The 22,075-nt window shown below is 60.1% G+C and carries 27 protein-coding genes; 4 read left to right on the top strand and 23 right to left on the bottom strand.

All coding sequences use genetic code 11. From position 1 onward, the window contains the following. Positions 1 to 43 precede the first annotated feature (43 nt). The 23 genes from HZ994_07410 to HZ994_07300 form a co-directional block, all read right to left on the bottom strand. The gene (locus tag HZ994_07410; GenBank protein QTN32163.1) at positions 44 to 1,480 is read right to left on the bottom strand and encodes a hypothetical protein; all 1,437 of its coding nucleotides are present in this window, start codon (positions 1,478 to 1,480) and stop codon (positions 44 to 46) included. A gap of 303 nt (positions 1,481 to 1,783) precedes the next feature. After that, positions 1,784 to 2,266, bottom strand: a complete 483-nt coding sequence (locus HZ994_07405; GenBank protein ID QTN32162.1) for a DUF3368 domain-containing protein — start codon at positions 2,264 to 2,266, stop codon at positions 1,784 to 1,786. After that, positions 2,263 to 2,511, bottom strand: a complete 249-nt coding sequence (locus HZ994_07400) for a UPF0175 family protein (GenBank protein QTN32161.1) — start codon at positions 2,509 to 2,511, stop codon at positions 2,263 to 2,265. The genes HZ994_07405 and HZ994_07400 overlap by 4 nt, the downstream gene beginning before the upstream one ends. A 177-nt stretch (positions 2,512 to 2,688) precedes the next feature. Continuing rightward, entirely contained in the window at positions 2,689 to 3,408 is a 720-nt protein-coding gene (locus HZ994_07395; protein QTN32160.1) for a glycosyltransferase family 2 protein, read from the bottom strand. Then, a complete protein-coding gene (locus HZ994_07390; protein QTN32159.1) occupies positions 3,405 to 4,079 on the bottom strand; it encodes a VTT domain-containing protein in 675 nt (224 codons plus the stop codon). Before HZ994_07390 ends, HZ994_07395 begins: the two co-directional genes overlap by 4 nt. Before the next feature lie 382 nt (positions 4,080 to 4,461). Further along, positions 4,462 to 4,863 carry a DUF86 domain-containing protein gene (locus HZ994_07385; GenBank protein ID QTN32158.1) on the bottom strand — a complete coding sequence of 134 codons (402 nt, stop codon included), beginning with the start codon at positions 4,861 to 4,863 and terminating at the stop codon, positions 4,462 to 4,464. Continuing rightward, positions 4,860 to 5,240, bottom strand: a complete 381-nt coding sequence (locus HZ994_07380; protein ID QTN32157.1) for a nucleotidyltransferase domain-containing protein — start codon at positions 5,238 to 5,240, stop codon at positions 4,860 to 4,862. The genes HZ994_07385 and HZ994_07380 overlap by 4 nt, the downstream gene beginning before the upstream one ends. A gap of 176 nt (positions 5,241 to 5,416) precedes the next feature. Further along, positions 5,417 to 6,661 carry a sulfate adenylyltransferase subunit CysN gene (gene cysN / locus HZ994_07375; protein QTN32156.1) on the bottom strand — a complete coding sequence of 415 codons (1,245 nt, stop codon included), beginning with the start codon at positions 6,659 to 6,661 and terminating at the stop codon, positions 5,417 to 5,419. Between the two features lie 63 nt (positions 6,662 to 6,724). Further along, positions 6,725 to 7,897 carry a hypothetical protein gene (locus HZ994_07370; protein QTN32155.1) on the bottom strand — a complete coding sequence of 391 codons (1,173 nt, stop codon included), beginning with the start codon at positions 7,895 to 7,897 and terminating at the stop codon, positions 6,725 to 6,727. Between the two features lie 225 nt (positions 7,898 to 8,122). Then, on the bottom strand, positions 8,123 to 8,689 hold the full coding sequence (locus HZ994_07365; GenBank protein ID QTN32154.1) for a hypothetical protein: 567 nt from the start codon (positions 8,687 to 8,689) through the stop codon (positions 8,123 to 8,125). Beyond that, positions 8,676 to 8,828, bottom strand: coding sequence for a hypothetical protein (locus HZ994_07360; GenBank protein QTN32153.1), 153 nt, complete (start codon positions 8,826 to 8,828; stop codon positions 8,676 to 8,678). The genes HZ994_07365 and HZ994_07360 overlap by 14 nt, the downstream gene beginning before the upstream one ends. Before the next feature lie 164 nt (positions 8,829 to 8,992). Further along, positions 8,993 to 9,898 (bottom strand): sulfate adenylyltransferase subunit CysD, encoded by a 906-nt coding sequence (gene cysD / locus HZ994_07355; GenBank protein ID QTN32152.1) that lies wholly within the window; start codon positions 9,896 to 9,898, stop codon positions 8,993 to 8,995. Positions 9,899 to 10,195: 297 nt separating this feature from the next. Continuing rightward, on the bottom strand, positions 10,196 to 10,765 hold the full coding sequence (locus tag HZ994_07350) for a nucleotidyl transferase AbiEii/AbiGii toxin family protein (protein QTN32151.1): 570 nt from the start codon (positions 10,763 to 10,765) through the stop codon (positions 10,196 to 10,198). Positions 10,766 to 10,768: 3 nt separating this feature from the next. Beyond that, a complete protein-coding gene (cysC, locus tag HZ994_07345) occupies positions 10,769 to 11,368 on the bottom strand; it encodes an adenylyl-sulfate kinase (protein ID QTN32150.1) in 600 nt (199 codons plus the stop codon). A 44-nt stretch (positions 11,369 to 11,412) separates the two neighbouring features. After that, positions 11,413 to 11,772 (bottom strand): four helix bundle protein, encoded by a 360-nt coding sequence (locus tag HZ994_07340; protein ID QTN32149.1) that lies wholly within the window; start codon positions 11,770 to 11,772, stop codon positions 11,413 to 11,415. 186 nt (positions 11,773 to 11,958) lie between these two features. Beyond that, positions 11,959 to 13,347: a UDP-glucose 6-dehydrogenase gene (locus tag HZ994_07335; GenBank protein QTN32148.1), complete on the bottom strand. Its 1,389-nt coding sequence runs from the start codon at positions 13,345 to 13,347 to the stop codon at positions 11,959 to 11,961. Positions 13,348 to 13,377: 30 nt separating this feature from the next. Next, positions 13,378 to 14,136: a WecB/TagA/CpsF family glycosyltransferase gene (locus HZ994_07330; protein QTN32147.1), complete on the bottom strand. Its 759-nt coding sequence runs from the start codon at positions 14,134 to 14,136 to the stop codon at positions 13,378 to 13,380. A 54-nt stretch (positions 14,137 to 14,190) separates the two neighbouring features. After that, positions 14,191 to 15,306: a GDP-mannose 4,6-dehydratase gene (gene gmd / locus HZ994_07325; GenBank protein QTN32146.1), complete on the bottom strand. Its 1,116-nt coding sequence runs from the start codon at positions 15,304 to 15,306 to the stop codon at positions 14,191 to 14,193. 12 nt (positions 15,307 to 15,318) lie between these two features. Beyond that, positions 15,319 to 15,738, bottom strand: a complete 420-nt coding sequence (gene vanZ, locus HZ994_07320) for a VanZ family protein (GenBank protein ID QTN32145.1) — start codon at positions 15,736 to 15,738, stop codon at positions 15,319 to 15,321. Positions 15,739 to 15,750: 12 nt separating this feature from the next. Continuing rightward, on the bottom strand, positions 15,751 to 16,686 hold the full coding sequence (locus HZ994_07315) for a GDP-L-fucose synthase (GenBank protein QTN32144.1): 936 nt from the start codon (positions 16,684 to 16,686) through the stop codon (positions 15,751 to 15,753). Positions 16,687 to 16,741: 55 nt separating this feature from the next. After that, positions 16,742 to 17,887 carry an FAD-dependent oxidoreductase gene (locus HZ994_07310; protein ID QTN32143.1) on the bottom strand — a complete coding sequence of 382 codons (1,146 nt, stop codon included), beginning with the start codon at positions 17,885 to 17,887 and terminating at the stop codon, positions 16,742 to 16,744. A 254-nt stretch (positions 17,888 to 18,141) separates the two neighbouring features. After that, positions 18,142 to 18,693 carry a hypothetical protein gene (locus HZ994_07305; GenBank protein ID QTN32142.1) on the bottom strand — a complete coding sequence of 184 codons (552 nt, stop codon included), beginning with the start codon at positions 18,691 to 18,693 and terminating at the stop codon, positions 18,142 to 18,144. Then, on the bottom strand, positions 18,690 to 19,202 hold the full coding sequence (locus tag HZ994_07300; GenBank protein ID QTN32141.1) for a transcriptional regulator: 513 nt from the start codon (positions 19,200 to 19,202) through the stop codon (positions 18,690 to 18,692). Before HZ994_07300 ends, HZ994_07305 begins: the two co-directional genes overlap by 4 nt. Before the next feature lie 212 nt (positions 19,203 to 19,414). On the opposite strand from HZ994_07300, the gene accB reads away from it, so the two are divergent. From accB to HZ994_07280, 4 genes are read left to right on the top strand one after another with little or no spacing between them, the layout of a single operon-like run. Then, a complete protein-coding gene (gene accB, locus HZ994_07295) occupies positions 19,415 to 19,885 on the top strand; it encodes an acetyl-CoA carboxylase biotin carboxyl carrier protein (protein QTN34339.1) in 471 nt (156 codons plus the stop codon). Positions 19,886 to 19,903: 18 nt separating this feature from the next. Next, positions 19,904 to 21,256: an acetyl-CoA carboxylase biotin carboxylase subunit gene (gene accC, locus HZ994_07290; protein QTN32140.1), complete on the top strand. Its 1,353-nt coding sequence runs from the start codon at positions 19,904 to 19,906 to the stop codon at positions 21,254 to 21,256. Continuing rightward, entirely contained in the window at positions 21,253 to 21,888 is a 636-nt protein-coding gene (gene thiE, locus HZ994_07285; GenBank protein QTN32139.1) for a thiamine phosphate synthase, read from the top strand. Before accC ends, thiE begins: the two co-directional genes overlap by 4 nt. Further along, entirely contained in the window at positions 21,888 to 22,073 is a 186-nt protein-coding gene (locus HZ994_07280) for a hypothetical protein (GenBank protein QTN34338.1), read from the top strand. The genes thiE and HZ994_07280 overlap by 1 nt, the downstream gene beginning before the upstream one ends. Positions 22,074 to 22,075: the final 2 nt, after the last annotated feature.

Here is a 22,075-nt window from a genome sequence, read left to right as displayed (position 1 = left end):
GAGAAGCGAGAGAGGCGCAGACGCCGAAGAATGGAAAGGGCGCCTACGGCGAATACCGGTTTTTCCAGATCTCGAATCCGGTGAGGGTTTCCTTCAGGTCGAAGGCCGCTTCTTTGAGGATTTTTTCGTGATCCTGGCCGCTATATCCGATATCTGGTCGGTGGATCACAACCAGATCTGCGAACATGTAGCTGGATGGGGCTTCGGATTTGAGGCTTGTGAGCATCCAGTGGAAGGCCGGGACACCGCCCTTGCGGTAGGCGTAGTAGCAGGGGGTGCTGAGATCGGCCTGCCAGAGGACGGCCTTGCCTTCGGTAATGGCCTTGCTGGCGATGTTGGTGGCCTCACGGAAGTCGTCGCGGGCATGCTTTTCCTGGAAGCGGAGTGAGGCGGTGGACGCGATGCCGATGAGGACGGCGAGGCTGGCGAAGGCGAGGGCGGCCTTGTTTTTTGCAAGCGCCCCGAAGCAGATTGCGATGGGTAGGAGGAATGCGGGTATGACGGGGCTGAGGTGCCGCCCCAGCACGCGGAAATCCATGAGGATTCCGATGATGGCAAGTGCGAGGATGGGGAGGAGGGTGGCGCAGGCTGCACCGAGGATGTTGCGGGCTGGGTTTTCGGAAAACCATTTCCTGATGCCGAGGCACCATGCAGCGCAGAGGCAGGCGGCGGCGGGGAGCAGCCAGGCAAGCTGGGGCAGGATGGCGGCAGGGGAGGAACGGAGTTCGTTGCGGCTGGGGCCCAGACCGAGCAGGCCTATCATCTCGTAGGCTGCGAAGCCGATGCTGAGTATGCTGCCGCCATGGGCTGCTGCGCCGTAGCCCCCCAGGAGCGTCCAGGCATAGAAAGCGCCGATGGCGAGGAAGGGAGGGGACCAGAGGAGGGAGCGCAGCCAAAAGCCCTTCGCCTTCAGCCAATCGGGGCGGATGACGATGGCACCCAGGGCAAGCCCGCCGGCCCAGATGACGGCGGAGAGGCTGGAGAGGCAGAGGAAAAGGGCGGCACCGAGGAGGGCATGGAGGCCGTCGAGGCTTCCCTTGCGGCCTCTGGCGACGGCGATCAGGGCGGCGGCGGCGATGGCACCGCCGGCCATCTGCATCGTGTAGGGGCGGAGCTCCCCGACGTAATAGAGCACGAAGGGTGAGGTGAGGCAGACGAGTGGCCAGAAGCGGACGTTCCGGAGGGCGACGACCATGAGGACGAGGAAGGGAAGGTTGATGGCGCGGAGGGCGTATTCGGTGTTGCCCATGACCTTTTCCCAAGCCCAGAGGGAGATCATGTAGATCGGCATCTGGACATCGGAACCCTCGAGCTCGAGGTTCATTTTCCACCAGGTCTTGAAATCCGGCATGAGCGCCTTGAACGCGGCGCTGCCTTCGTCCATCCAGAAACTCTGTTTGGTGATTGCTGCGGCTCCTACGGCCAAGGCTAGGACGACGAGGCCTAGGGTGGAGAGGGATTTTTGGAGTTTTGGGCTCACTTGGGTGGGCGGAGGGCGGGAGATTGGGAGATTGGGAGATTGGGAGATTGGGAGATTGGGAGATTGGGAGATTGGGAGATTGGGAGATTGGGAGATTGGGAGATTGGGAGAGCGGGAGAGCGGGAGAGCGGGAGAGCGGGAGAGCGGGAGAGCGGGAGAGCGGGAGAGCGGGAGAGCGGGAGAGCGGGAGAGCGGGAGAGCGGGAGAGCGGGAGAGCGGGAGAGCGGGAGAGCGGGAGAGCGGGAGAGCGGAGTACGGAGGGCGGTTGGCGGATGAGGTTTAGGGCAGAAAGTGGCAGAAATTCTATTCCTCCTGAGCTTGGATACGGATGGCCTCAAGATGATGCGGCGAGATGAACAATCCGGCTGCGACAACGGCATCGAGCGCGCGGCTCGCGGATGGGATGATTCCGGCACGCTTGGCCATGAGGATAAGACCAAGGGTTCCGACAATACGGAGACCCATTGCTTGAGCGCACCGGCGGGCGGCCAAATCGTCAAGAACCGCGACTGCATTGGGAAATTCCACAGCTAGAGAAATCACCGCAGATTCTCCAGCTCCCAGATCCCATGCCATGAGAAAAGGTGAAACAAGCGTTGTGGGATGAATGAGTGTAGAATTTCCAGCAATCCAGCCAGAAGCGGGATCGCCCAGATCCCTTGCTGCAGCGACTTCGCTGGCGACCGCTTCAGGGATCCAGACTTCATCCCCCAGCGGGAGCAGCCGATCCAAGAGGCCTGCTTTGGCGAGAACGATAATCGGCGACGCGTTGAAAACCAGAATCACGGAAGAGGGGAAAGAGAAATCAGGTCTTCCTCCACTCCCTGAAACGGTGAAACACTCAAACGGGATAGCTGAAGCACGAAATCCTGGCGGGATTGTCCGGCCAACTCAGCGGCACGTTCTTGACTCAGGTTACCGGTTTCATAGAGCTTGGCGGCGGCCATAAGACGGAGACAGGCAGCAAACTCAGCAGGTGCTTGACGCAGTGCGGAAAGCGCGGAATCTGGGATGTCGAGTTCTACTTTCATGTAGAAAACATGAAGGGTAAAGGTGTAGGAAGCAAGGCGAAGGTCAGGGGGCGGAGAGCGGGAGAGCGGGAGATCGGGAGATCTAAGGTCTAAGGTCTAAGGTCTAAGGTCTAAGGTCTAAGGTCTAAGGTCTAAGGTCTAAGGTCGGATGTTCGGTGACAGCCTACTGCCAACTGCTTACCTGGGTATACCGGATTTTCTGAGCTGGATGAAGAGCTCGAGGCCTTTGGATGCGAATTTGAGGAAGGGCACCGAGGGTTCGCCTCCTTTCCTGGGTGGAAAGTTGATTGGAATGCTGCCGTGGTGGATTTCTGGGGATTTCGCAAGGCCTACGGCGAGCGCTACATTTGCTAGGAAGATATCAGGGGATACGGATCGGATCGCTTTGGCGCAGGATTCCGAACGCATCAGGCGGTAGGGAACATTGGCATCCACGCAATCGGCTTTTGCGATTAGCCTGAGCAGGGTGCGGAGAACCGCGCTTGCAAGGACGCGCCTTGCTCCGTCGCTGCGGTTTCGTTTCCCGTAAATGACATCGAAGTCTTCCCTCAAAGCCCAGAATTCCTGGAAATGGGATGGCTCCGACTGCCCGTCGGAGTCGATCTGGAGGATGAAGGGTATTTTCCGGTCGAGGGCAATTTTGTAACCTTCGATGCAGGTCTGGCCGTGGCCACGGTTCGGGCGGGTGAGGATTTCCAGGCGATCACCGAGTCCGGATTTCAGGGAATGAAGGAGATCCAAAGTCCGGTCGGTGGAGCCGTCGTCAATGGCGAGCAGCCTGAAGTCCGGTGCGTGGGAAACCAATGTTGCGAACCATTCCTGGATTACAGAGGAAATCGATTCCTCTTCGTTGAAGATCGGCAGGACGACAAGAAGTTGGGGCTGCGAGGCGATCAAGTTGTGGATTGTATTTTCCGGGACGCCTTGAGTTTGCTTCGGAGAAAGCCGAGTCCCAGTGCGGCGGCGATCAGGATGGAGATGCCGGCAGCGACCATTCCCAGATCCCCTTCGAAGATGGCTCCTCCCGTGAGCACGAAGCCGATGACGAAGATGCCGTTGAGCGGGACGGAAATGGAGATGTAGGTAAGGAAAGGGACTCCCAGCAGTCCGAGCACGTAGTTCTGGATGAAGAAGGGGATGCCGGGCGTGATCCGGAAGAGGATGGTCAAGCGTCGGAGGTTATCCGGGTGGATGTTCTTCCACCTCTGCCAGCGCTCACCGAGCAGGCGGATCACAATGGCTCTGGCTGGGCCTGCGGCGAGGAAATGCGTCCATGCCATGTTCAGCGCGACGGCGGCGATGGTGATGGCGCAGGTCTGCCATGTGCTGCCCCAGACAACCCCGGCGAGAACAATGAGCGGGCTTGCGGGGAAGCCGAAGCCGGGCAAAAGGACAATCGCAAGAAAGAGAAAAGCGGGGTGGGTGGTGCACCATGCGCTGATGACATCCACGATCGAAAGCGCTTGCCTGATTAGATCGGGATTTCGTGCCAGGATGATTCCTCCTGTAATGGCCGCAATCGCTCCCAAGGCGGTAAGAATCGCGATGTTTCGTTTTGGGAGGGTCATGGGCGGAAGATTGGGAGATTGGGAGATTGGGAGATTGGGAGATTGGGAGATTGGGAGATTGGGAGAACGGGAGATTGGGAGATTGGGAGATTGGGAGATTGGGAGAACGGGAGAACGGGAGAACGGGAGAACGGGAGAGCGGGAGAGCGGGAGAGCGGGAGAGCGGGAGAGCGGGAGAGCGGGAGAGCGGGAGAGCGGGATATTGGGAGGCGGAGGGCGGAAGGGCGGAGGGCGGAGGGCGGAGGGCGGAGGGCGGAGGGCGGAGGGCGGAGGGCGGAGGGCGGAGGGCGGAGGGCGGGGGTCGGGGGTCGGGGGGCGCTTACTTGGCTTGTGACTTTTGACCTTCGACGTTGTGACTTTTGACAGCGCGCCCCGCGCTCCACTAGAGCGAAAGCTCAGTGAGATAAGATTCAAAATCGATCAAGTGCTTTTCGAGGATTGCCTGGAGGATAGGCAGTTGGATGTGTTGGTAGCTGTGCACCGCGATGTTCCGGAATCCGACCATGTGCTTCATCGCGGTCGCGGAAGGGGCGCCGAGCATGCCGTTTTGAGCCAGGAGCTCGAATGCGTCCCGGCTGGATTGTGGGATGCCAAGGCGTCCTTGGGCGACGCGGTGCATGGCGAGATCGATGGCGGCCTCGCAGGCGCGGAGCAGGTTCAACACAATGGAGTCCTGTGCGGTGAAATCATCCAGGCGGCCTGGATCGTTCCGGTATTCCTCCGCGATGCGCCTGAGGCAACGGCGGATGATCGCGGCTTTGTTCAGGTCGATGTCGTCGATCATGATGCGAGAACGGCTTGGCGCTCTTCGTTGAGACGGGCGTAGTCCGCCAGCGTCAACATTTCGAATTGCTGTTGTAGCGCTGGTGAGTCGGCGGCGATAGGGGTTCCCGTTCGGAGGACTTCTTTCGCAAATACGGTGCTGGCCTGGGTCAGGTTAACGAGATCGACCTGCCTTCCAAATAGCTCCGTGAGTTCCCCGGCAATCCGGAAGCATGCGACGGGATCCGTGGCAACAGAAGGAAGAAAGGCGATGTCCATGTCGCTTCCCTGATGTTGCGAAGGCGTGCCGAAGGAGCCGAAAAGATAAATCACCGCCGGTTTGAAGGCTGCTAGAGCCTCAATGAGCTGGAGTCGCTGCTTTTCGGAGATGCGGGGCATGGAATGAAAGCTGAAAAGTGAGGGGGAGTGTCGGAAGGCGGTGGGCGGTGGGCGGTAGGGCGGTAGGGCGGTAGGCGGGAGGGCGAAGAATCGCTTTGCGATTGGGGAGGGTCTGGACTTTAGACTTTCGACGTTTAGGCCTTCGAAATCGCGCCCTGCGCGCGAAGCGCGAAGCGCTAGACGATCATGCCTGCGGCCACGGTTTCGTTGGTGCCGGGGTCGATGAGGATGAAGGAACCGGTGTTGCGGTTGCGGCGGTAGGAGTCGTGGATGAGGGGGACGGCGGTGCGGAGGGTGATGCGGCCGATGTCGTTCATGGAGAGGGAATCGACTCCCTCGATCTTGTGGAGGGTGTTGACATCGACCTGATATTTCACTTCCTGGATGATGGCTTTCGTTTCCTGGGTGGTGTGGCGGATGATGAGCTTGGCGCGGGGCGGCATGGGCTTGTTGGAGAACCAGCAGACCATGGCCTCGATGTCCTGTGCGACCTTGGGCGGGTTGTTGGATTTCACGAGCGTATCGCCGCGGGAGATATCGATTTCCTCGGTGAGGGTGAGGCAGACGGATTGTGGGGCGAAGGCCTCGGTTTTCTCGCCGTCGGGCGAGTGGATGGCCTTGACGTGGGTCTTGAATCCGGAGGGGAGGACGGTCACTTCATCGCCGGGCTTGAAGACCCCGCCGGCGACGCGGCCAGCGTAGCCGCGGAAGTCGTGCCATTCATCTGACATGGGGCGGATGACCCATTGGACCGGAAAGCGGGCATCGACGTGGTTCTCCTCCCCGCCGACATAGACGTTTTCCAGATGGTAGAGGAAAGTGGAGCCTTCATACCAGGGCATGTGTGCGGATTTCTCGACGACGTTGTCGCCGTTGAGCGCGGAGATGGGGATGGCGGTGATGTCGACGATGTTGTCGAGGCGGGAGGCGAACTCGCGGAAGTCCCGGACGATGTTGTCGAAGACCTCCTGTGAGTAGTCGACGAGGTCCATCTTGTTGACGGCGACGACGAGGTGCTGGATGCGGAGCAGGTTGGCGATGAAGGAGTGGCGTTTCGTCTGTTCGATGACGCCCTTGCGCGCGTCGATGAGGATGATGGCGAGGTTGGCGGTCGAGGCACCGGTGACCATGTTGCGCGTGTACTGGGTGTGGCCGGGGGTGTCCGCGATGATGAACTTGCGCTTGGGCGTGGCAAAGTAGCGGTAGGCGACATCGATGGTGATGCCCTGCTCGCGCTCCGCCTTCAGGCCGTCGGTGAGGAGGGCGAGGTTGACATTTTCATCGCCGCGGCGGCGCGAGGATTCCTCCATGGCCTCGAGCTGGTCCTCGAAAATCGATTTGGAATCGTAGAGGAGCCGGCCGATGAGGGTGGATTTGCCGTCATCTACGGAGCCGGCGGTGGTGAATCTTAGAAGGTCCATGGAAAGAAGTGGAAAGGGATCGGTTGGCAGTGATCAGTGGAAGAGGAAATGGGTGATGGAATTTCAGCGTTCGGGTTGGGGGAGCAGTTCGCCGTTTGATATGATTTTGGGTTGCTTTTCGGCTTCCTCGAAGGATTCGGTAATCACGCCGTTGTCGCCAAGGCGCTGCACGAGGAAAGCCGAGAATTTGACGTGTTCGACCTTGATATGACCAATTACGATTGGCTCCTGCGTCAAATCGGCGCCCTTGTTGTCTGGAGCGAAAGTAAAATAAAGAAGGAGACTACCTTGTTCGCTCGTTGGCTCGGAAATGACCGTTTGCGTTATCCATTCACCTGCGCTTTCAAATGCTTTTCCTCCGAACGCGCTCCCACCAGCGGTTCCTTGGATTAGTTTGAATCCGTTTACTGTTCGGTTGGTTTTTGGAGTGAAGTGCCGGATGGAGATTTGCGTGGTTCCTCCTATCGAGATTGGGATCATTTTCACTGGGAGCGTCACGTATGGATTTACCCCATTGGGCAGGATCTTGAATTCCAACGCGGTAAAGTCTCCGTATTGTTTGGAGAATTGATGACCAATCGCACTAAGCGCGATACCTGAAAAATCGCTGTCTGCGAAATCTCTCTCGAAATGAACGTAAGAATCCACCACATATCCTTCTGCACCAACAAACTCGCCCAAGACCTTCGCCGTCGTATCGCCAATTGATTTGTCTGCCTCTTTTACATTGGAAACCGGGCTGTCCATGCTGACTTTCCCGCGCATGTCATAGCGGACAATGACCTCGATGTTGTCGCCGTAGCGGCGGATTTTGAGGGCGGGGCGGGAGGTTCCGTCGCTCCTGACATTGGCGAGGAGCTTGCGGGCGCTGACGAGGGTGGCGTCGGACTCGATCTCGGCCTTGATCTGGCGGGCGAGGAGAGCTTGCTGGAGATCGCCGGACTTGGTGAGGGAGACGGCCTGTTGGTCAAGGAGAGCCAGCATCTTGTCGGCGGTATCGGCGGACTTGCGGGCGGCCTCCTGTTCGATCTCAATGTGTTTCTTGAGGTAGATCTTCCTGGGTGCTGCGACATCGAGGGAGATTTTCTCCGGCAGGGCGGCAAGCGGCCATTTCCCTTCGGAGATATCTTTCGCCTCGTCCTTGGTGAGCAGGACTTCGTCGAGCCGGCCGGCGCGCTGGAACTTCGCCTCGATGCGGGCGAGTGCGCCGAGGTAGCTCTCCTTGAGGGCGTCCATGGATCTGGTCTTTTCGAGGCGGATCTCGGATCGCTTGTCCTCGTAGGATTTCTCCAGTTCCGCAAGCGTCAGCGCCTTTGCCGGCAGCGCGAGGAGCGCGAGTAGCAGGAGGCTGAGAAGTTTTGTCGGAGTCATGGTAAGAAGTGGAAAGTGATCAGTTTCCAGTGATCAATGGCAAGAGGTATTAGGAGAGGGAGTTGTGAAAAAATTGGGAGGTAAGTAAGACTATCCTCGTTGGGTTAAGGCGAGGGCGGCTTTGTATTCTTCTGTTAGGTGGAGTTTTTCTAGGTGGTGGGTGAGGAATGTGTGGTCGAGTTCCTGTTGTTCGATCATGCCGGCGATGTCGCGGAGGTGGCGTTGGTGCTGGGATTCCTTGTAGAACCCGAGCTTGTGGATGATGACGTATTCGGGTGGGGCGAGGCTGATTTCACAGGCTGCGGTCGGAACGCGGCGGGTGTGTTCGAGTGCCCACGGAAGGGCGGGATGGTTGCGGGAGAGGTAGATATCGGCTTTGAGGCCGGTGTTGTGATGGATGATGTTAAAATGTCCGTTGGCTTCGCGGCGGGACTCGATGGCGATGACTTCTGTGGGCGGGAGGTAGTAGTCCGCTTCGGGGAAAAGTGCGGGGAATTGGCTTATCTGGTTGGGGTCGGGTAGCACGACCATATCGATGTCGAGTGTGTTACGGGGCTCACCGTAGATGGAGCTGGCGACCGAACCGGCGATCATGTAGCGGATCCCGGCGTTTTCCAGGGGTTCTACGAAAAGGGATATGAAGTCAGGGTCTTGCATGGAGCCAGACACGGGCGAGTTTGGTTTCGGTTTCCTGGGGGCTGTCGGCGGGGTATTTCATGCGGAGGCCCATGCGCTTGAGTTCGCGGGCTTGTCGGACTGTCGCGGCGAGGAGGTTGTATTTTTCGCTAAGGGACATGCGTTTCCAGATCGCAGTTTGTTGTGGAGCTGGAGAGGACATGGTGGGTGAAAGCTAAAATTCTGAAAACTGAGAGGCTCAGAGGTAGGGGAAGAAGAGGATGAAAACCACGAAGTGCTGTCTGAAATTTCAGATTTTCAGCGTTTCAGGTTTTCAGCATTTATTCAGAAGTATCCTTCTTTCTTCCTGTCTTCCATGGCTGTTTCCGAGCGTTTATCGTCGGAGCGGGTGCCGCGCTCGGTCTGGCGGGCGGCGGCGACCTCGGCGATGACCTCGTCGAGGTTTGAGGCGGAGGAGCGGACGGCGCCGGTGCAGGTGGCGTCGCCGATGGTGCGGAAGCGGACGACTTCCTTGGTGACGGTTTCGTGATCCTGGGGTTTGAGGAAATCGGTGACGGCGAGGAGGGTGCCGTTGCGCTCAAAGATCTCGCGCTCATGGGCGAAGTAGATGGAGGGGAGGGGGATGTTCTCGCGCTTGATGTACATCCAGATGTCCATTTCGGTGAAATTGGAGAGCGGGAAGACGCGGAAGTGCTCCCCGGGGTTCTTGCGGCCGTTGAAGAGGTTCCAGAGCTCGGGGCGCTGGTTTTTGGGATCCCACTGGCCGAAGTCGTCGCGGTGGGAGAAGAAGCGTTCCTTGGCGCGGGCTTTTTCCTCGTCGCGGCGGCCTCCGCCCAGCGCGGCATCGTACTGGTGTTTCTCGAGGGTGTCGAGGAGGGTGACGGTCTGGAGCTTGTTGCGGGAGGCGTTGGGGCCGGTTTCCTCGGTGACCCGGCCGGTGTCGATCGATTCCTGCACGTAGCCGACGACGAGCTGGGCGCGCAGGAGTTTCACGAACTCATCGCGGTAGTGCATGGTCTCGTCGAAATTGTGGCCGGTATCGACATGGACGAGCGGGAAAGGCGGACGGGCGGGCCAGAAGGCTTTTTTCGCAAGCCATGCCATGACGATCGAGTCCTTGCCGCCGGAAAACAGGAGGGCGGGGTTCTCGAATTGGGCGGCGGTTTCCCGGAGGATGAAAATGGCCTCGGCTTCGAGCTGGTCGAGGTGGGAAAGGTTGTAGTTGGGCATGGAAAGGTGAAAACTGAAATGCTGAAAAAGCTGAGATCCTGAAAGGGGAATCCTGGCGGGGGCGGACTTTTGTGTCCTGTTGCGGGTGCGGTCAAGTAATAATTAGTAACTTGGGTGGCTTAGTAAGGATTTATCGGATCGCTTCACAATTTCCATTGGTTGCCGGTGAAACGGACGGGTTTTTCGGGACGGAGGGCGGCAGGGAGGGTGGAGATGGATTTCAGGAAATCCATGATAGCGACGGGGGGGTGCGCGGGGATCTGCAGTGTAGGTTTGCCGGCGAACTGCCGGATGGCATCACATTCCTTGTCTGAGAGCCGAGGCATAGGTCAGTCGGAGTTCGGGGAGTGTTTCCGCGAGATCAAACAGATCCAGGTAATCGGCGAGGCGAGGCCAATCCAACCGGAGGCTGTTCTGTGCGGAGTGTTCGATGAGGGAGTGGATGTCGTTCCAGTCCGACCGGTGCCGGGAGGGATCGTTGCAGGCGGCTTGGATCTTGAGGCCAATAATGTCCTCAACGTCGGCGACGGGAATGGTGTGTTCCGGGGTGAGGGGGAACTGCTTGGCCCGCAAGATCATCCCCTCTGCAATGGGGCGTAGGGCGTGGAGAATATCGATTCTACCCAATGCGGGATCCGGGGAGATGTAGTGGGAAACGTTTTCGGAGTGGAATTCGCGGTTGTAGCCGAGTTTCAGCAGAATGATGTGCGCCTCCTTGAGGTCATCCATGAGCAGGATGAAATCTGCATCCAAGGTGGAGCGCTGTATCCCGTGAAAACTGATCGCGAGACCTCCGATCAGGGCAAAATGGAGTTTGGAGCGCTGGAAGGCGGAGACGACCGTGGGGAGGGTTTGGCCGAAGTCCATGATTCAAGGCAGGGATTGGGAGACTTTTGGCAGGATGGCCTCCACAAGCTCGATGGCGGCGTCCTCGATCGTGAGGGATTCCGTATCGAGGGTGAGGTCGGGGCTTTGGGGGGGCTCGAAGGAGCCGTCCTTGCCGGTGAAGTGCTCGATCTCGCCGCGCGCGGCCTTGGCGTAGAGGCCTTTTACGTCGCGCTGCTCGCAGGTTTCGTAGGTGGCCTTGACGTAGGTCTCGAAGAGGTTCTGCTCGCCGACGATGCCGCGGGCGAGGTCGCGGAGCTCGCCGCGCGGGGTGATGGCGGAGATGAAGACGATGACGCCGTTCTCGACGAGGATTTTGGTGATCTCGGCGAGGCGGCGGATGTTTTCGAGGCGATCCTGGTCGGAGAATCCTAGGTTTGCGTTGAGGCCGGAGCGGACGTTGTCGCCGTCGAGGATGATGGTGAAGCGGCCCTGTTTGTGTAGAACGCGCTCGGCGGCGTTGGCGATGGTGGATTTCCCCGAGCCGGAGAGTCCGCACATCCAGACGGCAAGGCCGCGCTGCTGGAGGAGGGATTCCTTGTCGTGGCGGTTGAGGAAGCGGTGGGTTTCTGGGAAAATGTTCATGGGGTAAAAGCTGAAATGCTGAAAACTGAAATGCTGAAAATGGGTCAGAGGCTGCGCCTCACTCTTGATACGATGGTTGTGAAGATTGCGATGAGTTCACCGGCTTCCCTGTGGGCGGCGGGCAAGGGTTCATCCTTAACGCTACAGTCTTCGATCAGGAGTTCTAGCCAAAGTTGCGTCTCGTCTGCTTCCTGGAGAAGGCCGTCGAGTTTGGAACAGAGTTCGGAATCGGAGCGTGCGCGGGACGCCTCGCGGGCGTGTGCGGCGACGGATGTGCCCGACCGGAGCATCTGTTTTGCGAGGACGTTTACTTCATCCCGTTGGCGCGGGAGAGCGACGAATATCCGTATTACCGATGATGCGAAGTCCTTTGTCCGCGTTCTGAGTTCTTCCGATAGACGCATTGGGTAGAAGCTGAAATGGATCAGAGGCTGCGCCTGGTTCGAAATACGATGGTTGTGAAAAACGGGGTGAACTTGCCGGCATCCTGTTGGGCGGCGGGCAAGGGCTCATTTTTTAGGATACATGGAGCTCGCAAGGCCCACACCGATTTCAGCGTTTCAGCGTTTCAGTTTTCAGCTTTTACCTTCTCAGCTTCCTTTGCCAATGATGAAGGTTTCGAAGCCGTGTTTTGCCAGGGCTTCAGCGGGGAGGATGGCGCGGCCGTCGAAAACGAAGGCGGGCTTGAGCATGAGGTCGTAGACTCTGGGGAGATCGAGGGTGCGGAACTCGTCCCACTCGGTGAGGGTGGCCAGGGCGTGTGCGCCGGTGACCGCCTCGTAGGGACTCTCGGCGATCTCGATGTTGAAGTCGATGATATCCTGGGGGACGCCGACCTCGAGGAGGTCGCGGTGTATCGTTTCCTTGGTGACGCGTGGATCGTAGATGGCGACGTGGGCGTTCTCGGCGACGAGGTCGCGGACGATGTGGATGGCTGCGGATTCGCGGGTGTCGTTGGTGTCTTTCTTGAAGGCGAAGCCGAGGATGGCGATGCGTTTGCCCGAGACCGTGTTGAAAAGGGTGCGGACGATCTTTTCGACGAAGCGGGACTTCTGCCAGTCGTTCATGGTGACGACGGAGCGCCAGTATGCGGCGGCTTCGGGGAGGTTGAAGGACTCGCAGAGATAGACGAGGTTGAGGATGTCCTTCTGGAAGCAGGAGCCGCCGAAGCCGACCGAGGCTTTGAGGAATTTCGGGCCGATGCGTGAGTCGTAGCCGATGGCGCGGGCGACCTCATCGACGTCGGCGCCGGTCGCCTCGCAGAGTGCGGAGATGGAGTTGATGGATGAGATGCGTTGGGCGAGGAAGGCGTTGGCGACGAGCTTGGAGAGTTCGGAAGACCAGAGGTTGGTGGTGATGATGCGTTCGCGGGGCACCCAGGTGGCATAGACGTCAACGAGCGCTTGGAGGGCTTTCTGGCCTTCCGGGGTTTGCTCGCCGCCGATGAGTATGCGGTCGGGGTTCTCCATGTCGGAGACGGCGGTGCCTTCGGCAAGGAACTCGGGGTTGGAGAGGACTTGGAAAGTGGCGTTGCCGGTGGAGTTGGCGGAGATGATGGTCTGGATCGCGGTGGCGGTCTTGACCGGGATGGTGGATTTCTCGACGATGATCTTGTTGCCCTCGGAGACTTCCGCGATCAGGCGGGCGGCGGACTCGATGTAGCGGAGGTCGGCCGCGCGGCCTGCGCCGATGCCGTAGGATTTCGTGGGGGTGCCGACGCAGACGAAAATGAGGTCGGCGGCGGTGATCGCGGGCTTGAGGTCGGTGGTGAAATGGAGGTTCCTCCCGCGCGCGGATTCCACGACCTCCCTGAGACCCGGCTCATAGACCGGGAGCGTATCTGAGTTCCAGGCATCGATGCGCGCCTGGTTCATGTCGCAGACCGTGACCTGGATGTCGGGGCATTTCGCGGCGATCATCGCCATGGTCGGGCCGCCGACGTAACCGGCGCCGAGGCAGCAGATGGAAGATATTTTCATAAAGGCTGAGAGGCTGGGATGCTGAAATGATCAGTCGCGCATTTGGCCGCGGAGGGTGTGGAAGAGGAAGAGCGTGTTGTAGGTGAGGTAGCGTTTGAAGAGGCGGCGGGGCTCCATGGCGAGGCGGTAGGCCCATTCGAGGCCGAGTTTCTGGAGGATGGGGGGGGACTGTTTCACCTCGCCGGCGTGGAAGGCGAAGGCGGCGCCGATGCCGAAATAGACGGCGGGGGGGAGCAGGTGCTTGTTGCGGGCGATCCAATGTTCCTGTTTCGGGCAGCCGAGGCCGACCCAGACGAGGTTGGCTCCGGATTCTTGGATTTTTCGGATGATGTTTTCCGTTTCGTCCCCCGGCCATTCGCCGAAGGGGGGGGAGTGGCTGCCGGAGATGACGGCACCGGGAAACTCCGAGGAAAACTTGGAGGCGAGCTTGTCGAGGGTGGATTGTTTGCCACCGAGGAGGAAGTGGCGGAATTCCTGTTTGCCCTGGGTGGCTCTGATGGTCTCAAGCATCAGGGTCGGCCCGTAGACGCGGTCTGTTAGTTTTTCCCCTGCGGGGAGCTGGGCGTTGACCGACCAGACGAGGGGCATTCCGTCAGGGGTGATGAGGTCGAATTTTTCCAGCGATTCATGGAAGGCGGGATCCGAACGGTAAAGGGCGGCGACGTGGGTGTTGGCGGCCTCGACGGCGTAGGGGCGGTCTGCGCGGGCTGCTTTTTCGAGGATCCAGGCCACCGCGCCGGCGTAGTCGGTTGCGGCCACAGGGAGGCCGATGACGGGCTGAACTCTCAAGATTCAAGTTTCAAATTTCAAGGAAGAGGCCACGGCGACCGAAGACCGCCGCCACTACTCCTTGGAGACCGGGATGTGGTGGCCGTGGGATTTGAGGAGGGAGTTCTGGCGGGCGGTGTTGAGGTCGGAGGCGACCATTTCCGCACACATTTCCTCGACGGTGATTTCCGGGATCCAGCCGAGCTTTTCCTTGGCCTTGGTGGGATCCCCGAGGAGGGTCTCAACCTCCGCAGGGCGGAAGTAGCGGGGATCGACGCGGACGATCACATCGCCGGGTTTGACGGCTGGGGCGAGATCCGGATTTGCGGAGCTGACCGTGGCGGTCTCATCGACGCCGGCGCCGGAGAATTCGAGTTCGATGCCCGCTTCCTTGGCGGACATGCGGACGAACTCGCGGACGGAGATCTGCTTGCCGGTGGCGATGACGAAATCGTCGGGCGTTTCCTGCTGGAGCATCATCCACTGCATGCGGACGTAGTCCTTGGCGTGGCCCCAGTCGCGGAGGGCGTCCATGTTCCCGAGGAAAAGGCATTTTTCCAAGCCTTGGGCGATGTTCGCCATGGCGCGGGTGATCTTGCGGGTGACGAAGGTCTCGCCGCGGCGGGGGGACTCGTGGTTGAAGAGGATGCCGTTGCAGGCATAGATGCCGTAGGATTCGCGGTAGTTTACGGTGATCCAGTAGGCATACATTTTCGCGACGGCATAGGGGGAGCGCGGGTAGAAGGGGGTGGTTTCCTTCTGGGGGATTTCCTGGACGAGGCCGTAGAGCTCCGAGGTGGAGGCCTGGTAGAAACGGGTTTTCTTTTCGAGGCCGAGGAAACGGATGGCTTCGAGCAGGCGCAGGGTGCCCATGGCATCGACGTCCGCAGTGTATTCGGGTGCTTCGAAGGAAACGGCGACGTGGGACTGTGCGCCGAGGTTGTAGACCTCATCCGGCTGGATCTCGGAAATGATGCGGGTGAGGTTCGAGGAGTCCGTCAGATCGCCGTAGTGGAGCTTGAAGCGCGAGTGCTCGACGTGGGGGTCTTCGTAGATGTGGTCGATGCGCTGGGTGTTGAACAGGGATGCGCGGCGCTTGATGCCGTGGACTTCATAGCCTTTTTCGAGGAGGAATTCCGCGAGATAGGAACCGTCTTGGCCGGTGATGCCGGTGATGAGTGCTTTTTTCATAAACTTCAGAATTCAATCTTCGACGTGAGAGGAAGGGTTGGAGTTGGTGCGTTGGCTTAGTGTGGTGGCGGCCAGTTGCCCGAGGCTGAGGCCGATGAGATCCGCGATCCAGTCTTTCAGATCGAGGTTGCGGTAGGGGATGAAAGCCTGGGATAGCTCCTCGAGGGAGACGATCACTAGCAGGACGAGGCTTGTCTTGGTGATGAAGGAGGGCAGCCGGGAAGGGCGCTTGTTAGGGAAGGCGAGGTTGCAGAGGAAGCCGAGTGTTCCGAAGAGGCCGATGTGGCCGAGTTTGTCGCCGTAGGGGATGTGATCGAGGAAGGGCCACCATTGCTTGCCATGCCCGCTGTCGGCGATGACCACCGTTATGATCAGGAATGCGGCGAATCCGTATGCTGTGGCGCGGATGAGGTCTTTCTTGCGGCTGGGCATGCGGATTGGGAATCAGAGCCTTGCCGCGCCGCTGGCGAGGGAGGCGAGGAAATCCCCGTATGCTTCCGCGAGGCCGGTTTCGAAGGGGATCTCCGGCGTCCAGCCGGTGGATTCGATGAGGGAGATATCGAGAAGTTTCTTCGGGGTGCCGTCGGGCTTGGTAGGGTCGGTGAGTATCTCGCCGCTGTAGCCGGTGGTTTTCGCGACGAGTTTCGCAAGGTCGAGGATGGTGAGATCGGAGCCGGTGCCGACGTTGACCCAGTCGGGTGGATTGGGCAGGGAGAGGAGGTGGAAGCAGGCGGCGGCGAGATCGTCGGTGTGGAGGAACTCGCGGCAAGGGGTGCCTGTGCCCCAGATCGTGACGGAGGGAGCCTCGCTTTCCTTCGCCTCGTGGAAGCGGCGGATGAGGGCGGGGATCACGTGGGAGTTCTCCGCGTGGTAGTTGTCGCCCGGGCCGTAGAGGTTGGTGGGCATGGCGGAATGGTAGAGCAGGCCGTGCTGGGCGCGGTAGTGCTGGCACATTTTCAGCCCGGCGATCTTGGCGATGGCGTATGCCTCGTTGGTGACCTCCAGCGGCGAGGTCAGGAGGCAGCTTTCCGGCATCGGCTGGGGAGCCATTTTCGGGTAGATGCAGGAGGATCCGAGGAACAGGACGCGGGGGATGCCGGCGCGGCGTGAGCCCTCGATGAGGTTTGAGGCGATAGCGAGGTTCTCGTAGATGAAATCGGCGGGGTAGGTGGAGTTCGCATGGATGCCGCCGACCTTCGCGGCGGCGATGATGACCGTGTCCGGTGCGTTGCGTTTCAGGAAATCGAAGACATCGGCCTGAGATGTCAGGTCGAGCTCGGAGCGGGTGGCGATGAGCGTCTCGATGCCGAGAGCAGCGGCCTTTCGGACGAGTGCGGAGCCGACCATGCCGCGGTGGCCGGAGATGAAGAGTTTATTCATTGGGAGAAGGAAGAAGTGGCTAGTGCCGAGTGATCAGTGATCAGTGGAAGGCCGCTTACGCGAAGCGTTTGATGAGTTTCTCCGCCGCTACGAGCGCCATGCCGGTGACCTGATCCATGTTGTAGTAGCGGTAGGTGGCGAGGCGGCCGATGAAGGTGGTGTTGGTTTCCGCCTCGGCGAGGGCGGCGTAGCGTTTGTAGGCGGCGGCGGCGTCTGGGGCCGGGACGGGGTAGTATGGTTCCTTGGAAAGATCCCAGTCGTCGGGGAACTCGCGGACGATGGTGGTGGCTTCGATGCGCTGGCCGGTGGCGTGCTTGATCTCGACGATGCGCGTGAAAGGGACTTCCTTGCCCGGGTAGTTCACCTGCATGGCGGGCTGCCAGAAGCCGGGTTTTTTGGAAACGCTTTCGCGCGCGACGAGTTCGGCGGCGGTGAAGGATTCGTGCTCGAAGCGCAGCGAGCGGTATGGCAGCGGGCCGTATTTCCGGCCGAAGTACTCATCGATGGCTCCGGTGAAGATCAGGTGGTCGTGGGGAAATTTTTTGCGGGCTTCCGCGAAGTCGGTGTTGAGGTGGAGGGTGGTGTTCGGGCAGTCGTCGAGGATGTTTTCCAGCAGGGCGGTGTAGCCGTTTTTTGGGAGTGCCTGGAATTCCTCGGAAAGGTAGCGGTCGTCGCGGTTGGTGCGGATGGGGATGCGGCCGCAGACGGAGGGGTCAAGCTCGCGCGGGTGGCGCTTCCATTGTTTGAGGGTGTAGCCCTCGAAGAAGAGCTCGTAGAGGCGGGGGCCGACCTGGGAGAGGATGACTTCCTCGGAGTTTTCCGGATTCGGGATGTCGTGGCGGTTTTCTGCGAGGTATCGTTCGAAGTCCGCAGTGGTCGCCGGTTTTCCGATGAGTTCCTCGAAGGTGTTGAGGTTGATGGGGAAGGGCCAATAGCGGCCTTCGGCATGGGATTTGATGGTGTATTCGACCGGGTGCCAGTCGGTGAAGGCGGATAGGTAATCGACGATGCGCCGTGAGTTCGTCCGGAAGTAATGCGGGCCGTAGTTGTGGGTCAGGACGCCGGCCTTGTCGTGGGAGTCGTGGGCGTTTCCCGCGAGGTGGGGGCGGCGGTCAACGATCGTGCATTTGTGCCCCGAGTTCGAGAGCCGGTGTGCCGCCACGAGACCCGAGAAACCGGCGCCGACGATGAGGAAGTGCATGGGGTACATTCTGAAGTTCCGAAAGCTGGAATTCTGAAATGGTTTCAGCGAGTCAGCTTTTCAGGTTTTCAGCTTTCATTTCGATACGCTGCCGCCCTTGGTCGATTTCCCCGCTTCTCGGGGAAAAACCTTCGGTTTGATTTCTTGTGGTTTGGTGTCCCCTGCGCACAAGGCGGGGGATGTCTTGATGGAGAGGCAGTCTCCGGGTTTGTTCAATCAAAAATGAACAGAGATGGGTTGCCGGTTCGGTCGTTTCAGAAATGGGGTATTGGTTTTCCCGGAAGCAGGATGGAGAAGAGGTCGAGATCGACGGGCTGTACTTGGCCGAGGAATTCGAGCAGGACCTTGACCCGTTCCGCAGCCGGGGCGACGCTGCGGATCACGCCCTTCATGCCACGGAAAGGGCCGTGTGCGACCTCCACCTCGTCGCCGACGGAGATGGAGGGTGCGACGGTGAGGAGTTCCGCATCGTCGGAGGATTGCTCGCCGACCTGGCGGATGAGGTTTTTGACGAAAGCCTCCGGGACATCCGGGATTTCCGTCCCGAAGCGCACCAAGCCGCGGACGCCATGGCAGAAGGTGACGGCGCGCTCCATTTCGGAGAGATCGAACCTGGCGAGCAGGTAGCCCGGGAACAGCGGCTCGAGCCACCAGATTTTGCCGCGGCGGGTGGCCTTGCGGTATCGGATGCGCGGGCAGAAGACCTCGATCCCCGCCAGCTCCCGCAGGTGCTTGGCGGCGATGTGTTCGCGCTTGGTCTGGGTGCGGACGCAGAACCAACGGGGCATTTCCGGTCGTTGAGTCATTGTCCTAGGATTTTCTGGAGCATGGGTAGCACCTGGCCGCCGCGTTTCATCCATGATTCGAGGCGCTCGAGGCGCTCTTCGTAAAATTCGCGCTCACCGGCCCCCACATCCGTTTGGACGGCTTCCTGAAGCCGTGCGAGCTTGGATTTCCCGCTATCGAGATGGGGGCGCACCTGCTCCCGGATGAAGCCACCAACGAGCCGTTTCAGGTCCACGGCGGGCTCGTAGTAGGTGCGGCGGTCGCCGTTGCCATCCGCCTCGCGGACAGCGCCTAGCGCCTTGAGCGTGCGCAGCCCCTGGCTTGCCGAGCCTTTCGAGATGCCGAGTGTGCGCACAAGGTCGTCGAGCGAGAGTGTCACGGGGGAAATGAAGAGGAGACCGTAGATTTCACCCAGCGAACGCGGCAGGCCGAGCACCCGCACACCGTCCACGAAATAATCCACCACCTGCTGCTGGAGCGGGTTCAGGCCTATGGTTTTGGCTTCAGGCTCCTGGGAGGGAATGTCCACAACCCCTGATTATCCAAACCGGGCGGATTGTTCAAGTTTTTTTGAACTACGGGATCGCGTGGGTGGGGTGGGGGATCCGGGCAATCAAAACCCAGTCTGCCGAATCGAGCCGGGATGATGCTTGACGGGTCTTGTCCACGGTTCCTAACTTTGGCGAGCGATGGGGTCGCGGTGATTCCCTCCAGCTTTCCAAAACTTTGAAACATAAACTCGTGGACCTCCAAGAAATCCGGAAAATCGTCGAACTGATGAATGAGCATGGGCTCACCCACTTCGATCTCACCAAAAAGGACTTTCACCTCAAGCTAAAGAAAGGCGCGGATCTCGAGGATCTCGGGAAACTTCTCTCCAGCATCCCGTCCGCCCCTGCAGCTGCTGCTGCGGCTCCGGTCGCTGCCATTTCCGCGCCTGCCGCGGCATCCTCCACCCCGGCTCCCGCCGCCGCCGAGGGAGCGGAAATCACCTCGCCGATGGTCGGCACCTTCTACCGCAAGCCCGCGCCGGACGCGCCGAACTTCGTGGAGGTCGGCACCGCCGTTTCCGAAGGGCAGACGCTGTGCATCATCGAGGCGATGAAAGTGATGAACGAGATCAAGGCGGAGAGATCCGGCACGATCTGCGCCATCGTCGCCGAGGACTCGAACCCGGTGCAATACGGCGACACGCTTTTCCGCATCAAATAACCCACGCCCGCCGACGAAATGTTCAACAAAGTCCTGGTGGCAAACCGCGGCGAGATCGCGCTCCGCATCATCCGCGCCTGTCGCGAGCTCGGGGTCCAGTCCGTCGCCGTCTATTCCGAGGCGGACATCGATTCGATGCACGTCCAGCTCGCAGACGAGTCGGTCTGCATCGGCCCGGGGCCGAGCAAGGACAGCTACCTCAAGCCCGACCGCATCATCGCCGCCGCCGAGATCACCGGTGCGGACGCGATCCATCCCGGCTACGGTTTCCTTTCGGAAAACGCCCGTTTCGCCGACATCTGCGAGACCTCCGGCATCGTTTTCATCGGCCCCTCGGCGGATGTGATCCGCATGATGGGCGACAAGGCCACCGCCCGCGCCACCGCCGTCGCGAACGGCGTGCCGATCACCCCCGGCTCGGAAATCATCCATGACCCCGACGAAGCCTATGCGAAAGCGATGGAGATCGGCCTGCCGGTGATGATCAAGGCCACGGCCGGCGGCGGCGGGCGCGGCATGCGTCCCTGTTTCAAGGAAGAGGAGTTCAAATCCCTTTTCCAGGCCGCCTCCAACGAGGCCATGGCCTGCTTCGGCAACGGCGACTGCTACATGGAGAAACTGGTGCTCAACCCGCACCACATCGAGTTCCAGGTCATCGCCGATTCGCACGGCCATTTCATCCACCTCGGCGAGCGCGATTGCTCGATGCAGCGCCGCAACCAGAAGATCATCGAGGAATGCCCCTCGCCGCTCATCACCCCGGAAATGCGCGAGCGCATGGGCGCGGCTTCCGTGAACCTCATCAAGGCGATCAACTACCAGAACGCCGGCACCATCGAATACCTCGTCGATGAGGCGGGCGAGAATTTCTACTTCATGGAAATGAACACGCGGATCCAGGTGGAGCATCCGGTCACCGAGGAGGTGATGGGCTGCGAGCTGATCAAGGAGCAGATCCGCGTCGCCGCCGGCGAGTCGCTTTCCCGCCACGTCCTGGAGGCCAGCCCGCGCGGCCACTCCATCGAGTGCCGCATCAACGCGGAGGATCCCTACAACAAGTTCATGCCCAGCCCCGGCACGATCACGCTCTGGTATGCGCCGGGCGGGAAGGGTGTGCGCGTGGACACCCACGTCTATTCCGGCTACTCGGTGCCGCCGTATTATGACTCGATGATCGCCAAGCTCATCATCACCGGGGCGACCCGCGAGATCGCCATCGCCCGGATGAAGCGAGCCCTCGGCGAGTTCACCATCCACGGCATCAAGACGACCATCCCCTTCCAGCAGGAAATCCTCAACCATCCGGATTTCGAGAACGGAACCTATGACATCGGCTGGGTCGGACGTTTCCTCGAAGAAAAGGGATTGTGAAAATCGCCGCTGACGCCCGGCTCTACGGGATCGTTGATTTCGGATACGTCGCGGAGGACGCGATGGAAGATGTCGCCGCGAAACTCCTCTCAGGCGGCGCGGACATCCTCCAGCTCCGCGCCAAGGGCATCCCCTTGGAAACCGTCGCCGCCGCCGCCCGGAAAATCATCCCCCTCTGCAAGGCGGCGGGCGTGCCTTTCATCCTCAACGATTATCCCGAACTCGCCTCCGAGCTCGGCGCGGACGGAGTCCATATCGGGCAGGATGATGGGGCCATCTCCGATGTCCGTAGTAGGATTGCGGATGGCATGATCATCGGCCGCTCCACCCACAGCCTCGCCCAGGCCCGCCAAGCCCTCGCCGACGGCGCGGATTACATCGGCTTCGGCCCCTTGTTTCCGACGCCGACGAAAGAGGGCAGGCCTGCGATTGGCCTCGAAGAGATTGCTCAGATGGAAAAGGACGTAGGATCCCGGTTTCCGGCCTTCTGTATCGGTGGGATCAAGCCGGAGAACCTCGGCGAAGTCATTGCCGCAGGCGCCCGCCGCTGCGTCATCGTCTCCCACCTACTCACCGCCCCTGACATTTCCGCAGCGACAAGTGCGTTGAAATCCTCCATACCCGCCCCGTGATCGCACTCGCACAGAACCAGCTCTGGAAAAAGGAAGACCGCTATTTCCGCATTGTCATCTGGGAGCGCCTCGCCATCCGCTACAAGGAGACAGATGGCCCGGATGCCGCCGAAGGGACGGTTCACGACGTCACGAAAAAGGAATTCTGCCGGCTGATCAAAGGCGCGGAGCTGGTGGAAGAGTAGGG

The organism is Akkermansiaceae bacterium, assembly GCA_017798145.1.
Taxonomy (GTDB): domain Bacteria; phylum Verrucomicrobiota; class Verrucomicrobiia; order Verrucomicrobiales; family Akkermansiaceae; genus Luteolibacter.
The sequence above is the reverse complement of the archived record's forward strand: the minus strand, read 5'-3'. Positions and strand labels throughout refer to the sequence as shown.

Bases quoted from the DNA above. Each gene is read 5' to 3' on its own strand.
- HZ994_07400 (QTN32161.1), bottom strand. From the start codon at position 2,511: ATGAAAGTAGAACTCGACATCCCAGATTCCGCGCTTTCCGCACTGCGT.
- HZ994_07390 (QTN32159.1), bottom strand. From the start codon at position 4,079: ATGACCCTCCCAAAACGAAACATCGCGATTCTTACCGCCTTGGGAGCG.
- HZ994_07385 (QTN32158.1), bottom strand. From the start codon at position 4,863: ATGATCGACGACATCGACCTGAACAAAGCCGCGATCATCCGCCGTTGC.
- HZ994_07380 (QTN32157.1), bottom strand. From the start codon at position 5,240: ATGCCCCGCATCTCCGAAAAGCAGCGACTCCAGCTCATTGAGGCTCTA.
- cysN (QTN32156.1), bottom strand. From the start codon at position 6,661: ATGGACCTTCTAAGATTCACCACCGCCGGCTCCGTAGATGACGGCAAA.
- HZ994_07370 (QTN32155.1), bottom strand. From the start codon at position 7,897: ATGGACGCCCTCAAGGAGAGCTACCTCGGCGCACTCGCCCGCATCGAG.
- HZ994_07365 (QTN32154.1), bottom strand. From the start codon at position 8,689: ATGCAAGACCCTGACTTCATATCCCTTTTCGTAGAACCCCTGGAAAAC.
- HZ994_07360 (QTN32153.1), bottom strand. From the start codon at position 8,828: ATGTCCCTTAGCGAAAAATACAACCTCCTCGCCGCGACAGTCCGACAA.
- cysD (QTN32152.1), bottom strand. From the start codon at position 9,898: ATGCCCAACTACAACCTTTCCCACCTCGACCAGCTCGAAGCCGAGGCC.
- HZ994_07350 (QTN32151.1), bottom strand. From the start codon at position 10,765: ATGGACTTCGGCCAAACCCTCCCCACGGTCGTCTCCGCCTTCCAGCGC.
- cysC (QTN32150.1), bottom strand. From the start codon at position 11,368: ATGAACATTTTCCCAGAAACCCACCGCTTCCTCAACCGCCACGACAAG.
- HZ994_07340 (QTN32149.1), bottom strand. From the start codon at position 11,772: ATGCGTCTATCGGAAGAACTCAGAACGCGGACAAAGGACTTCGCATCA.
- HZ994_07335 (QTN32148.1), bottom strand. From the start codon at position 13,347: ATGAAAATATCTTCCATCTGCTGCCTCGGCGCCGGTTACGTCGGCGGC.
- gmd (QTN32146.1), bottom strand. From the start codon at position 15,306: ATGAAAAAAGCACTCATCACCGGCATCACCGGCCAAGACGGTTCCTAT.
- vanZ (QTN32145.1), bottom strand. From the start codon at position 15,738: ATGCCCAGCCGCAAGAAAGACCTCATCCGCGCCACAGCATACGGATTC.
- HZ994_07315 (QTN32144.1), bottom strand. From the start codon at position 16,686: ATGAATAAACTCTTCATCTCCGGCCACCGCGGCATGGTCGGCTCCGCA.
- HZ994_07310 (QTN32143.1), bottom strand. From the start codon at position 17,887: ATGCACTTCCTCATCGTCGGCGCCGGTTTCTCGGGTCTCGTGGCGGCA.
- HZ994_07305 (QTN32142.1), bottom strand. From the start codon at position 18,693: ATGACTCAACGACCGGAAATGCCCCGTTGGTTCTGCGTCCGCACCCAG.
- accC (QTN32140.1), top strand. From the start codon at position 19,904: ATGTTCAACAAAGTCCTGGTGGCAAACCGCGGCGAGATCGCGCTCCGC.